We start from the raw sequence: 11,545 nt of genomic DNA on the forward strand, positions 1-11,545 counted from the left end.
GTAAAAAACGTAGCATCGTGCATTAGCCCAAAAAAAATCATAATCATTAAAAAAAGCCTGTTCCGTCACGCGTTTACGCGTACAGTAAGCAGGCTTATTTTTTCTTTTGGCAAGGAAACTACGATGTTTGATGTCACTCTGCTGATCCTGCTCGGACTGGCAGCTCTGGGCTTTGTCAGCCACAACACCACTGTCGCTGTTTCAATTCTGGTGCTGATCATTGTTCGTGTTACCCCTCTGAATACGTTCTTTCCATGGATAGAAAAACAGGGCCTGACCGTCGGGATTATAATTCTAACCATTGGCGTCATGGCGCCGATCGCCAGCGGAACGCTCCCCCCCTCCACGCTCATCCACTCCTTTGTGAACTGGAAATCACTGGTCGCTATTGCCATCGGGGTATTCGTCTCCTGGCTTGGCGGGCGCGGTGTCACGCTCATGGGTAGCCAGCCTCAGCTTGTGGCCGGTTTACTGGTGGGTACAGTACTGGGCGTGGCGCTATTTCGCGGTGTGCCGGTGGGACCGCTCATTGCGGCAGGTCTGGTGTCATTGATTGTTGGGAAGCAGTAGCCAGTCCAGCCAGATAACGGCCTGGCGTCTGTCCCAGGCCTTTTTTGAACATGGTGATAAATGCCGTGGTCGAATCGTAACCGAGCATTTGCGCAACCTGTTGCACGTTATGACCATCTATCAGCGCCTGCAGCGCCAGAATCAATTGAAGCTGGTGACGCCAGCGGCGAAAACTCAACCCCGTTTCTTTAACGACCAGACGGGCGAGGTTCCGCTCACTCATCGCAAATACGCTGGCCCACTGTCCCAGCGTCTGCCACTGCGCGGGCTCCCGCGCCATCGTCGCGACCATTCTGCGGATTTTCGGGTGATCGGAAACCGGCAACTGCATTTGCTCCTGCGGCTGCTGCGGGAGTTCATCAAATAACACTTGCGTCAGCCGCTGGGTAGACGGCTCCAGCCGTTGATCATCCGTTTTGGACGCCAGCGCCAGAATGAGTTCCCGACATAATGGGGCGATTTTCAGGGTGCAGCAGCGTTCAGGCATCACTACTGCCTGCGGCTCAATAAACAAAAAGCACAGTTGCGCCCCAACGGTAACGTGATTGCTGTGTGGAATTTCACCGGGGATCCATACCGCATATTGTGGAGGCACCATCCACATGGCATTTTCAACCTCACAGGTGATCGCGCCATGCAAGGCCAGAATCAACTGCCCCTTACGGTGCTGATGCAGCGGACTGAAGAGTTCATCTTCCCGGGCCTGTATACAAAACGCCACCGCCGCATCGTGGTAAAGGTCGGGCTCATACCCATCCAGCCTCAGTCCTAACATAAAAATGTCCGTTTTTAGCGATAAACTGTCATTTTAGCTTGATTCATCCATTGAGTAAAAACGCTAAAGTATCGCCTCGCCTGACGATATGAGAAAAAAATGACAAATATGCCTTCCTCCCGCGGCAAAAACGCAGCCTGGCTGATCGCGGGGATCCTGATGATTGCCACCACGCTGCGCGTCACCTTTACCGGAGCCGCCCCGCTGCTGGATGCAATTCGCACCGACTACGGCCTGAGTACCGCCCAGACGGGACTTCTGACCACCCTGCCGCTGCTGGCCTTCGCACTGGTATCGCCTCTGGCCGCCGCCGTTGCACGCCGTTGGGGTATCGAACGCAGCCTGTTTGCCGCAATGCTACTGATTTGCGCTGGTATTGCGATACGTTCTCTGCCCACACCAGGTTTCCTGTTTAGCGGCACCGCTATCATTGGTTGCGGAATCGCGCTGGGAAATGTGCTGTTACCTGGGCTGATTAAGCGTGATTTTGCTCAGCATGTGGCAAAACTCACTGGCGCATACTCGCTGACTATGGGCGCAGCGGCGGCACTGGGTTCAGCTATTGTGGTTCCGCTGGCGCTGAACGGGTTTGGCTGGCGCGGTGCGCTGATGGTACTGATGGTCTTTCCGCTGCTGGCGCTGATTATCTGGTTACCCCAATGTCGCCAGACGGCCAATGCCAGTTTGAGCAACTCGCGCGCGTTGCATTCCCGCGCGATCTGGCGCTCGAGCCTCGCCTGGCAGGTGACGCTGTTTCTCGGGATCAATTCACTTATCTACTACGTGATCATTGGCTGGCTACCCGCCATTTTAATCAGCCACGGCTACAGCGAAGCGCAGGCCGGTTCGTTGCATGGTTTACTGCAACTGGCAACCGCCGCGCCGGGGTTATTGATCCCTCTCGTCCTGAACAGATTTAAGGATCAGCGCGCCATCGCCGCACTGGTTTCGTTAATGTGCGCCGTCGGCGCAGCCGGATTCGCGGTAATGCCCGGGCAGGCTTTGCTGTGGACCATACTGTTTGGCTTTGGCTCAGGCGCCACGATGATCCTTGGTTTGACCTTTATTGGCCTGCGTGCAAGCTCAGCGCATCAGGCCGCGGCCCTGTCCGGCATGGCACAATCCGTCGGGTATTTACTGGCTGCCTGTGGGCCACCGCTGATGGGTAAGATTCACGACCTCAATGGTAGCTGGCTGATTCCATTAGCTGGGGTCGCCGTGTTAGCGATACTGATGGCAGTGTTTGGTCTGTGCGCAGGGCGTAATCGGGAGATCGCAAGCGCATAATGCAGCGGGCAGGTTTGGGTACAACCTGCCCGTTTTTTTATCCTCGCGCAGCGCGCAGCATTGCCTGAACTAACGGCACGGGTTTTCCCGCCAGCGCTCCACGTTCATGCTGAAAGAGTGTGCCGACAAAAAAAGGATGCGTCACCAGCTCAATGGCACGGATATCACCCGCCTCATCCCAGCCAGTCACACGAAGATCACCGCTCTCAAGCTCGGCGGCAAAATCTTCTGATACGCCATAGTTGCAGTGATACCCCTCGGAGATAACACCCCGTCCGTAGGCTTTGGCAATCAGCGTATTGGCCCTCAGTTCAATATCATCCGTTTTTTCTACCAGCGAGCAGGTCAACGGTGCGATGACCATCCGCCCCGTGGTATCCGTTTCCGCATGGGCAGCATCACTCCAGCCCAGCACGTTGCGGGCATACTCCAGAATCGCATGTTGAAAACCGCCACAGGTCCCGAGGAATGGGATGCTGTTTTCACGCGCGTAGCGGATCGCGATCAGTGCGCCTTCCAGGTGCCGATATGGACTGCCAGGAACGACCCAAATAGCATCATAGCCAATCAGATCTTCACTGCTGCTAATATCAGAGGTGGTTAGCCAGTCATAATCAGCCACTAATTCCAGGACGGCAGCGGCATCATCGATAGCAAGAGGAATGGCCTGATGCGCCACAATATCAGGGCTGTAATCACCCACCAGCGCAATGCGAAGCGTATCTTTAAACGGGGAAATTTCCATTAAGCTTTCCTTATGTCCAGACAATGAGGGACAATATAAGGAGCCTCAGCCTACCGATTTTTTGTTGGTATCACAATCCCTTAAATTGGGAGTCAGGACGGGCAGAATGTTACAATTGTCACGTTTTACGATCTTATTTAACCGTAATAAAGGTGTCGAAATATATCAAAGCAGTGGATTAATGGAGCAGATGAAAAGATGAAAATTCAATGTAAACGCGTGTATGACCCCGCAGAAAAAAATGATGGTTATCGCGTACTGGTCGACAGGCTGTGGCCTCGCGGGGTAAAAAAGACCGACCTTATTTTCAACGAGTGGAATAAAGCGCTTACGCCCTCATCTGATTTACGCAAGGCGTTCCACGCAGAATTGATTGATTTCACACACTTTTCCGAGCAATATCGCGCTGAACTCGCCCTACAGCAGCAGGAAGGAAAGCGTCTCGCAGAGATTGCCCGACAGCAAACCTTAACGCTACTGTATGCGGCGAAAAACACCCAGCAAAACCACGCGCTGGTGCTGGCTGAATGGATACGTCAATGCTAACCGGATTTCATTTGCCCGTTGTCGGATGATCTCTGCGCCAGAGCGCCCATTCATCAATCACTTCCCCGCCCGGTAATTTGCAGTCCGACCTTACGCCTTGCGGGGTCTGCACCGCAATCAGCGAGCCGCCCTTTTGTTCGCAATATACCGATGCCGGATTCGCCAGACCAATCTTCGGCGGTTTGGGGGCTTCGGGCTGAGTGGTACATCCCGCTAACACCAACAAGCCGGGCAAAATAATAGACGCCAGTTTCATATCGACTCCTGTTAAAAACCTTATCCCGGCAGGTTACCCCGACTTTCCATCTATCTCCATGTTTTACTGTCAGCTTTCAATTTAATGTTTAAGTTTTGAGCGGGATGGCGTGTTTCATCTTTCATCTTGATGTTCTATCATGCGGGCCACGTCAGCCCAGTCATTACTCAGGAGCATTTACACCTCATGTCGGACATGATCCTTGCCAGAGTCTCACAATCCTTAGCCACGGAGCAGTCAGTTGAGAGCCTGGTTCGGCAACTTCTGGAGATGCTGGAAGTGGTGACTGAGATGGAATCCACCTATTTAACTAAGGTCGATTTAGATGCCCGCCTGCAGCATATTTTGTATGCGCGCAATAGCAAGCAGATGCAGATCCCTGAAGGGCTGTCCGTACCCTGGGATGAGACGCTATGCAAACGCGCCATAGACGAAAACTGTCTGTACAGCGACAACGTTCCCGCTCGCTGGCCGGAGTGTACCGCCGCCCGCGCGCTGGAGATAACCACTTTCCTGAGCACGCCGGTTCATCTTCCCGACGGAACGTTTTACGGTACGCTCTGCGCCACCAGTCGCCACCAGCACGCATTAAGCCAACGTGGCGAACAGGTGTTACATCTGTTTGCAGGCCTGATCGCCCAGTCAATTCAAAAAGAGTCGCTGGTTGCTCAGTTACGCGAAGCGAATGCCGCGCTGATTGCGCACTCTTACACCGATGCTCTGACCGGATTACCGAATCGGCGCGCCATTTTTGAAAATGTTGAGACTCTTTTTTCCCTTGCCCGACATCTCAGGCAGAAGATTATTTTTGCCTATATTGATTTGGATGATTTCAAATTGATCAATGACCGCTTTGGCCACGAGGTTGGCGACCAGTTTCTGATCCAGATTGGTCAGCGTCTGCTTCGCGAATGCGGTGACAATGATATCCTTGGCCGACTGGGTGGTGACGAATTTTTAGTCGTGAGCCTGTCACCGGAAGATGACAGGGATCCGCGGGACCGCCTGCAGCAGGTGAAAAATCAGCTACAACAGCAAATTTGTGGTGACTACCACCTGGGCGACATTCATCTATTTTATCCTGGCGCCAGTCTGGGCGTGGTGGAAATTAATCCGTTGGAGACTGATGTAAACTGCGCGCTTCACCTCGCAGACAGCGCAATGTACAAGGATAAAAAGCGTCAGGATAAAACCACTTTTGTCGTACATTAAGCCCTGCTATGCTAACCCGTCTTTAAATAACTCTGGCAGATAATCGTATGCGACTCGGTATTATTTTCCCCGTCATCATTTTCATTTCCGCTGTCGTTTTCTTATCCTGGTTTTTTATTGGCGGCTACGCTGCGCCGGGAGCATAACGATGAAAAAAACAACGCTTATTATGATTGGCGTGGCTATCATCGTCGTTCTGGGAACAGAATTCGGCTGGTGGTGACCTAAGAAAAAGGCCACATATTAGTGGCCTCTATTGTCTGTATGTTTACTTAGCTTTTGATTTTTCTGTAGATAAACAACACCACAATCGCACCGATCACCGCCACGGCGAAACTACCGAAGTTGAAACCATCGACTTTACCAAAACCAAAGAAGGTGCTGATCCAGCCACCCACTACCGCACCGACAACCCCTAAGATAATGGTCATAAAGAATCCGCCGCCATCTTTACCCGGCATAATCCATTTTGCCAAAATCCCAGCAATAAGACCGAAAACCACCCATGAAATAATGCCCATAATTTCCCTCGCTTATGTTTTTAAATTAACGATTCACTCGTCGTATAAAAGCATAGCATAGCGCTGAAAAATTAAAATTTGTGATCGCTATCACTTCTGTTTTTCATCTTTTTCTGATGTTTCATAAGGTTACACCGCTGACCGGCAGACTAATTTTGTCGCGCCTCGTCATTAATGTCGAATCGTCAGTCATTCTGCTTAACGCTTTGGCCGTCAGCCCCTGCTATTGCTGGGTTTTCACTTCTGGCACACTTTATGCTTAAACAGCCCGTCACTACGACACATCGTAGTCCGCGATGCGTATCGCGTGACTGCGTCTACAATTCGCGCTATTTCAGCATTTAACAGGTCTGTTATTGATGAAAAAAATCACCAGTGTATGCCCATACTGTGGGGCCGGGTGCAAGCTCAAGCTTGTTGTTGAGAATAACAAAATCATCCGCGCTGAGGCCGCAGAGGGTGTAACGAACCAAAATCAGTTATGCCTGAAAGGCTATTATGGTTGGGACTTTCTTAACGACACTCGCCTTCTGACTCCCCGTCTGACCCGCCCGATGATCCGTTATGAAAAAGGTGGAAAATTCACTCCCGTTAGCTGGGATGAAGCCATTCGCTACACCGCAAAACGCTTAACTGAAATCAAAAATACCTATGGCCCTCGTGCCATCATGACCACCGGATCTTCCCGTGGAACTGGGAATGAGACCAACTACGTGATGCAAAAATTCGCACGTGGCGTGCTCCATACCAACAATGTCGATTGCTGTGCCCGCGTCTGTCACGGCCCTTCCGTGGCCGGGTTACAGGAAACGTTAGGCAATGGCGCCATGAGCAATTCCATCAGCGACATTGAAAACTCAAAATGCCTGCTGATCTTTGGTTATAACTGTGCCGATTCACACCCAATTGTGGCCCGCCGGGTAATTAAAGCTCGCCAGAACGGCGCAAAAATCATTGTCTGCGACCCACGCCGGATTGAAACTGCCCGTATCGCTGACCAACATTTGCAGTTGAAAAACGGTTGCAATATGGCGCTGGTCAACGCGTTTGGCCATGTTCTCATCGAGGAGCAACTCTACGATCGCGAGTATGTACAAAAGCATGCGGAAGGACTGGAAACATACTGGGAAACCGTTAAGGAGTATGCGCCTGAAGACGTTGAACATTTAACCGGTGTTCCCGCACAGCAGGTTCGTCAGGCGATGCGTACATTTGCTGCGGCGCCATCGGCCACCGTGATGTGGGGGATGGGCGTCACCCAGTTTGGTCAGGCCGTTGACGTGGTTCGTGGTTTGTCGAGCCTGGCCTTGCTGACCGGAAATCTGGGACGCCCTAACGTCGGTGTTGGCCCGGTGCGCGGGCAAAATAACGTGCAGGGCGCGTGCGATATGGGGGTGCTGCCTAACCAGTTTCCAGGGTATCAGGACGTAACCGATTTCGCCGTCAGGGACAAATTTGCCACCGCATGGGGAATTGACGTTAATCAGATGGATGACAAGGTTGGAACCCGCATCACCGAAATTCCGCATCTGGCTATCGAAGGCAAAATCAAAGCCTACTACATCATGGGAGAAGATCCGCTGCAAACCGAGGCCGATTTGGGTCTGGTCCGCGAAGGATTTAACGCGCTCGATTTTATCGTCGTGCAGGATATCTTCATGACCAAGACGGCGGAAATGGCCGATGTCCTCTTGCCAGCCACCTCATGGGGCGAACACGGTGGCGTCTTTACCTGCGCCGATCGCGGTTTCCAGCGTTTTGAGAAAGCGATTGAACCCACTGGTGATGTAAAGCGTGACTGGGAGATTATCAGCCTGCTGGCCAGCGAAATGGGCTATCCAATGCAGTATCAAAATAACCAGCAAATCTGGGATGAGATGCGCGAGCTGTGTCCACTGTTCTACGGCGTGACCTATGAGAAAATGGGTGAGATGGGTCATGTTCAGTGGCCATGTCCGGATCTCGATAGTCCTGGTACACCCTACCTTTACGCGCACAGCCAGTTTGATACCGCCAATGGCAAAGGCAAACTGTTTGCCGCACCGTGGCGAGCGCCAGCAGAAGTTCCTGATGAACAATATCCGCTGGTTCTGTGTACCGTGCGTGAAGTTGGGCACTACTCCTGCCGTTCGATGACCGGCAACTGCGCAGCGTTGCAAGCACTGGCAGACGAGCCTGGGTATGTGCAAATCAATACCCATGATGCTGAAAAAATGGGTATTCGTCATCGCGATCTGGTATGGGTCAGCTCGCGCCGCGGTAAGGTTATCAGCCGCGCGGATGTCTCCGAGCGCATCAATGTCGGAACGGTCTATATGACCTATCAATGGTGGATTGGCGCGTGTAACGAGTTAACCCAGGACAATCTCGATCCTATTTCGAAAACGCCGGAAACCAAATATTGCGCCGTAAATATTGAGCACATTACCGATCAGGGGTGGGCAGAAAAATATGCCGCACAAACGTATAGCGATATGAAGTCACGTCTATGTGAGGCTATTGCGTAAGTCACCGCCATCATCGCCTGAGTCTGGCTTTCCAGACTCAGGCCTTATCTCATGACTTCGCCAGCTGTGGTTCACTGAAGCGGATGGATGCAGCTTCCTCCTGCTTATCCCGCCGCATAAAGCCGAGGTTCATCAGAAACAATCCCGCCATAAACGGTAGTTCGTACAGTTCTTCAATCAGATCGCCATACTGAGCATTGTGCAGAAAGATGGGAGCCAGCAGACGATGATGCTCTACCGTATCGGAGATCAAAAATGCACAGGTGGTGATCGCTAACAGCCACAGAGGTAGCGGTTCATTGCGAAAGCGACGGGCAATATCCTGGCGTAAGCGCTTCGAAATCAGCACTGGCAGAATAATCATGGCAATCAATACCACTGAGATAGCCCGGAACAGGAGTTTAGGATGCTCAGGAAAATAATCGCGGCCCCAACTTGTGCTTCGGCCCAGTAATACCAGCCACCACGCTGCCGCCCAAAGCCAAAATTGCTTCTCGCCTTCGGGACGTGATAAGGGCCTGATGTAGCTGAGTGTAAATATGGCACCAAACAGCAGCCATAGCGCCTGGCCATTTTCAATCCAGCTGACGACAGTACCGTTGAGTAGCGGGAGATGCCAGTTCGCGGCGAACGGGATCGCCACGATGGCTAATCCGAGAATGATTGTGGGTAATGTAAGTCGGGTATTGAGTTTCATAAGCGCGATGTTCTGTTTTATATCTGGTTCGCGATCATAACCCCTGTGAATGATCAACTATTAGCAATCAATGCGAATCTCTTAAGGTATTCTTAAGGAATCCTTTCTGGATATTTCCCTGTTTCGCCCACAAAAAAAACGCACTGCGCCGTCAAAGCGCAGTGCGTTTTTTAGATTAAAAACTAATATATTCAATCAGTAGCAGTGACTAATGCCTACCACCCGCAGACTTCGTGCTCATTTTCGGTATCGTACGAACGCACGGTATTGACCAGATCTTTGACCACTTCAGCTGCCACATCCGGCACCAGTAATGTCATTGGCGCCTCTGTTTCATAATCAACAGAAACACCGTTGCTGTTATTGGTCACTGTTACGGTATAGGTTGCTTTACCCATGATTTACTCCTTGCCGGTGCGCACGACTTTTCGTTGATTTGCACTCTCCATCAGAACTTCCGGGGCAACGAAAAAATCGATATTAAAGTAAGTGTCGTCGGTCATCACTTCGATGTTATGCCATTTTTCCGGTGGAAAAACGCCAAACTGACCGGCTTCAATAATCATCACCTCTACTGGCTCCGGGCTGTGTTCGTCTGCGTATCCGAGATATTTGACCGCCCCCTGCATAACCGAAAGTCGAGGATAAACCCCGGCTCGGGTCCCTTTATCAAGGTGGCGTTCGAAAATTCCGGCAGGCGCCGTTTCTTTGTTCCAGAATGGCGTAGAGCGTGTATGGATATGATTCTGTGGAATTTGAAGCATTTTTCTTCCCTTTTCCAGTCGACAACCAGCGAGTCATATTGAACCGCTGCTGTATACAGGGTACGCCTCAAAATATACATTTAAAATACCATTTATTGGTTACAACCCTACGATTATAAATGAAAAGCAGAGCGCAATATTAAAGGCCCGCCGCAATCAGCGGGCCGATGGCATCACGATTGAAGCGTGGCCAGACGGGCGGCAAAACCAACGAAAATCAGGCCGATAAGGGAATTCCCCACTTTGGCCAGTTTCTTCTTCGTACGGATATATTGCGTCACAAACGCGCCGGAGAAAATAAGGAAGCTCAAATAGAAAAAGCTCACTATCTCAAGCGTAATAGCCAGAATAAAGAATGACAGCCCTGAATGCGGCGCATTGACATCAATAAACTGCACGAAGAATGACACATAAAACAGAATAGCTTTGGGATTGGTCAGGCTCAGGATTAATGCGCGCTTAAAAATAGCGCCAAACGGGACTTCCTCAGGCGCGGCGTCGCTTGCTTTCGATTTCAGTGTTGCATACAGGATCTTCGCGCCAAGATACAGTAAATAGAAAGCGCCAAGATAACGAACGATATTGAACAAAACGGGCGTTGTTTTAATCAATGCAGCAACACCGGCATAGGCCAAAAACATCAACACGGCATCACCAATAAACACACCGCTGGCGGCGAGATAACCCCCCTTTACTCCCCTACCGACGCTGTTTTTCAGCACAAATATCGTATTTGGCCCCGGTACCAGCACGATAAAAATAGCCCCCACCAGATACGTCCAGTAATTCAGAACTCCATACTCTGCGAACACGTTAACCTCTTCCTGAAAAAACACATGCACTTGCTGCGATACAATATGCTAACGAATGCGACAGGTGATGGAAAGAGCAGGTTATTAATTAAAAAACCCGCCACTGGTGGCGGGTGTGTACAGATAAGGTTAGCCCAGATTAATGGTGCAGCATCTCATCCACTACTTCTTCGCCCTTCAGTTGATAAGGGTAGTAGGTAGGCCAGTTTTCCATCTCCTCAAGCAAGGCAGCCTGCGAGGTATTTCCCATAAAGATATGGAAGTGGCTCGATTTACGCGGCGCGATAATATGATCGCTGAATTGCACGTATTTAGGCGCTTTGCTGTCAGCGGCTTTACACTCAAACAGATACCGTACACCTTTCTTGCCTGATTTATAGTGCAAGATTTTATACCCGGCATAATCGTATTTGCACGATGCGACCTGATTACCGGTGTGAAATTCCATCACGCCATCTTCGATGCCGATAGTGTCTACATTGGTTGCATAGCCTGTACGGTAATAAGCTTTAATTTGTTCTGCCGTTTTGCTTTTATCTTTCTCCGCTTTCTTTTTGAAAACCGGATCAAGTTCGCCACTGACCAGATACGGATAGACAGATTGCCACATGCCATCCCAGTCGGACAGCGCCCGGTTCTGCACCTGGTTATCATCAAATACCCCTTCCGACGCCTTTTGTTCTACTTCACTCATCGGCGCACCATGGGAATGATGACCATGCGCCAAAACCTGCCCACTGACTAAAAGCATCCCCAGAGCGATTGTCAGTTTGTTAAAACGAATAGCCAAAATTTCACCCTCAAATCGTTTGCGAGTGAATTGTTATAATATAACGTAACAATTTAATCAATA

At 50.8% G+C, this 11,545-nt stretch carries 16 protein-coding genes; 7 read left to right on the forward strand and 9 right to left on the reverse strand.

Annotation, left to right across the window (positions count from 1 at the left end):
• The first annotated feature begins 123 nt into the window (after nucleotides 1–123).
• Nucleotides 124–570 carry a DUF441 domain-containing protein gene (locus HV229_RS14215; protein WP_016152803.1) on the forward strand — a complete coding sequence of 149 codons (447 nt, stop codon included), beginning with the start codon at nucleotides 124–126 and terminating at the stop codon, nucleotides 568–570.
• Here the strand turns inward: HV229_RS14215 and HV229_RS14220 are convergent.
• Entirely contained in the window at nucleotides 527–1,345 is an 819-nt protein-coding gene (locus HV229_RS14220; RefSeq protein ID WP_047358592.1) for a helix-turn-helix transcriptional regulator, read from the reverse strand. The genes HV229_RS14215 and HV229_RS14220 overlap by 44 nt on opposite strands.
• A 99-nt stretch (nucleotides 1,346–1,444) precedes the next feature.
• Here HV229_RS14220 and HV229_RS14225 point away from each other — a divergent pair, with 99 nt between their 5' ends.
• Nucleotides 1,445–2,632 (forward strand): CynX/NimT family MFS transporter, encoded by a 1,188-nt coding sequence (locus HV229_RS14225; protein WP_047358591.1) that lies wholly within the window; start codon nucleotides 1,445–1,447, stop codon nucleotides 2,630–2,632.
• 37 nt (nucleotides 2,633–2,669) lie between these two features.
• Here HV229_RS14225 and HV229_RS14230 read toward each other — a convergent pair whose 3' ends face one another.
• Nucleotides 2,670–3,377 (reverse strand): CTP synthase, encoded by a 708-nt coding sequence (locus HV229_RS14230; protein WP_016156299.1) that lies wholly within the window; start codon nucleotides 3,375–3,377, stop codon nucleotides 2,670–2,672.
• Nucleotides 3,378–3,575: 198 nt separating this feature from the next.
• Between HV229_RS14230 and HV229_RS14235 the strand changes: the two genes are divergently transcribed.
• Nucleotides 3,576–3,923 carry a DUF488 domain-containing protein gene (locus HV229_RS14235; protein WP_016152799.1) on the forward strand — a complete coding sequence of 116 codons (348 nt, stop codon included), beginning with the start codon at nucleotides 3,576–3,578 and terminating at the stop codon, nucleotides 3,921–3,923.
• A 7-nt stretch (nucleotides 3,924–3,930) separates the two neighbouring features.
• Here HV229_RS14235 and HV229_RS14240 read toward each other — a convergent pair whose 3' ends face one another.
• Entirely contained in the window at nucleotides 3,931–4,179 is a 249-nt protein-coding gene (locus tag HV229_RS14240; protein ID WP_016152798.1) for a DUF333 domain-containing protein, read from the reverse strand.
• A gap of 186 nt (nucleotides 4,180–4,365) precedes the next feature.
• Between HV229_RS14240 and HV229_RS14245 the strand changes: the two genes are divergently transcribed.
• Genes HV229_RS14245 through yoaJ form a run of 3 tightly spaced genes read left to right on the forward strand, consistent with a single transcriptional unit; the run spans nucleotide 4,366 to nucleotide 5,614 of the window.
• Entirely contained in the window at nucleotides 4,366–5,391 is a 1,026-nt protein-coding gene (locus HV229_RS14245; protein WP_131381123.1) for a sensor domain-containing diguanylate cyclase, read from the forward strand.
• A gap of 47 nt (nucleotides 5,392–5,438) precedes the next feature.
• Complete coding sequence (locus HV229_RS14250; protein ID WP_032941789.1) at nucleotides 5,439–5,537, forward strand: YoaK family small membrane protein; 99 nt, start codon at nucleotides 5,439–5,441, stop codon at nucleotides 5,535–5,537.
• 2 nt (nucleotides 5,538–5,539) lie between these two features.
• On the forward strand, nucleotides 5,540–5,614 hold the full coding sequence (yoaJ, locus tag HV229_RS14255; protein WP_101700011.1) for a protein YoaJ: 75 nt from the start codon (nucleotides 5,540–5,542) through the stop codon (nucleotides 5,612–5,614).
• A 49-nt stretch (nucleotides 5,615–5,663) separates the two neighbouring features.
• Here yoaJ and HV229_RS14260 read toward each other — a convergent pair whose 3' ends face one another.
• Nucleotides 5,664–5,912, reverse strand: a complete 249-nt coding sequence (locus HV229_RS14260) for a GlsB/YeaQ/YmgE family stress response membrane protein (protein ID WP_016152796.1) — start codon at nucleotides 5,910–5,912, stop codon at nucleotides 5,664–5,666.
• Nucleotides 5,913–6,271: 359 nt separating this feature from the next.
• Between HV229_RS14260 and fdhF the strand changes: the two genes are divergently transcribed.
• Nucleotides 6,272–8,419 (forward strand): formate dehydrogenase subunit alpha, encoded by a 2,148-nt coding sequence (gene fdhF, locus HV229_RS14265; protein WP_181545690.1) that lies wholly within the window; start codon nucleotides 6,272–6,274, stop codon nucleotides 8,417–8,419.
• A 49-nt stretch (nucleotides 8,420–8,468) separates the two neighbouring features.
• Here the strand turns inward: fdhF and HV229_RS14270 are convergent, their stop codons facing one another.
• The 5 genes from HV229_RS14270 to zinT all read right to left on the reverse strand — a co-directional run bounded on the left by HV229_RS14270 (nucleotide 8,469) and on the right by zinT (nucleotide 11,443).
• Nucleotides 8,469–9,116, reverse strand: coding sequence for a hypothetical protein (locus HV229_RS14270; RefSeq protein ID WP_016156293.1), 648 nt, complete (start codon nucleotides 9,114–9,116; stop codon nucleotides 8,469–8,471).
• A gap of 215 nt (nucleotides 9,117–9,331) precedes the next feature.
• Nucleotides 9,332–9,514 carry a DUF1869 domain-containing protein gene (locus tag HV229_RS14275; RefSeq protein WP_003832433.1) on the reverse strand — a complete coding sequence of 61 codons (183 nt, stop codon included), beginning with the start codon at nucleotides 9,512–9,514 and terminating at the stop codon, nucleotides 9,332–9,334.
• 3 nt (nucleotides 9,515–9,517) lie between these two features.
• Nucleotides 9,518–9,880, reverse strand: a complete 363-nt coding sequence (gene yeaR / locus HV229_RS14280; protein ID WP_005120376.1) for a DUF1971 domain-containing protein YeaR — start codon at nucleotides 9,878–9,880, stop codon at nucleotides 9,518–9,520.
• A 173-nt stretch (nucleotides 9,881–10,053) separates the two neighbouring features.
• A complete protein-coding gene (leuE, locus tag HV229_RS14285) occupies nucleotides 10,054–10,692 on the reverse strand; it encodes a leucine efflux protein LeuE (RefSeq protein WP_016152793.1) in 639 nt (212 codons plus the stop codon).
• 139 nt (nucleotides 10,693–10,831) lie between these two features.
• Complete coding sequence (zinT, locus tag HV229_RS14290) at nucleotides 10,832–11,443, reverse strand: metal-binding protein ZinT (RefSeq protein ID WP_230851707.1); 612 nt, start codon at nucleotides 11,441–11,443, stop codon at nucleotides 10,832–10,834.
• Nucleotides 11,444–11,545 lie beyond the last annotated feature (102 nt).

It is taken from the genome of Citrobacter sp. RHBSTW-00524 (assembly GCF_013747755.1).
In the GTDB taxonomy this organism is placed as follows: domain Bacteria; phylum Pseudomonadota; class Gammaproteobacteria; order Enterobacterales; family Enterobacteriaceae; genus Citrobacter; species Citrobacter braakii.

Excerpts from the sequence above, each read along its gene's own strand:
- HV229_RS14215 (WP_016152803.1), top strand. The coding sequence starts at position 124 with ATGTTTGATGTCACTCTGCTGATCCTGCTCGGACTGGCAGCTCTGGGC.
- HV229_RS14220 (WP_047358592.1), bottom strand. The coding sequence starts at position 1,345 with ATGTTAGGACTGAGGCTGGATGGGTATGAGCCCGACCTTTACCACGAT.
- HV229_RS14225 (WP_047358591.1), top strand. The coding sequence starts at position 1,445 with ATGACAAATATGCCTTCCTCCCGCGGCAAAAACGCAGCCTGGCTGATC.
- HV229_RS14230 (WP_016156299.1), bottom strand. The coding sequence starts at position 3,377 with ATGGAAATTTCCCCGTTTAAAGATACGCTTCGCATTGCGCTGGTGGGT.
- HV229_RS14235 (WP_016152799.1), top strand. The coding sequence starts at position 3,576 with ATGAAAATTCAATGTAAACGCGTGTATGACCCCGCAGAAAAAAATGAT.
- HV229_RS14240 (WP_016152798.1), bottom strand. The coding sequence starts at position 4,179 with ATGAAACTGGCGTCTATTATTTTGCCCGGCTTGTTGGTGTTAGCGGGA.
- HV229_RS14245 (WP_131381123.1), top strand. The coding sequence starts at position 4,366 with ATGTCGGACATGATCCTTGCCAGAGTCTCACAATCCTTAGCCACGGAG.
- HV229_RS14250 (WP_032941789.1), top strand. The coding sequence starts at position 5,439 with ATGCGACTCGGTATTATTTTCCCCGTCATCATTTTCATTTCCGCTGTC.
- HV229_RS14260 (WP_016152796.1), bottom strand. The coding sequence starts at position 5,912 with ATGGGCATTATTTCATGGGTGGTTTTCGGTCTTATTGCTGGGATTTTG.
- fdhF (WP_181545690.1), top strand. The coding sequence starts at position 6,272 with ATGAAAAAAATCACCAGTGTATGCCCATACTGTGGGGCCGGGTGCAAG.
- HV229_RS14270 (WP_016156293.1), bottom strand. The coding sequence starts at position 9,116 with ATGAAACTCAATACCCGACTTACATTACCCACAATCATTCTCGGATTA.
- HV229_RS14275 (WP_003832433.1), bottom strand. The coding sequence starts at position 9,514 with ATGGGTAAAGCAACCTATACCGTAACAGTGACCAATAACAGCAACGGT.
- yeaR (WP_005120376.1), bottom strand. The coding sequence starts at position 9,880 with ATGCTTCAAATTCCACAGAATCATATCCATACACGCTCTACGCCATTC.
- zinT (WP_230851707.1), bottom strand. The coding sequence starts at position 11,443 with ATGCTTTTAGTCAGTGGGCAGGTTTTGGCGCATGGTCATCATTCCCAT.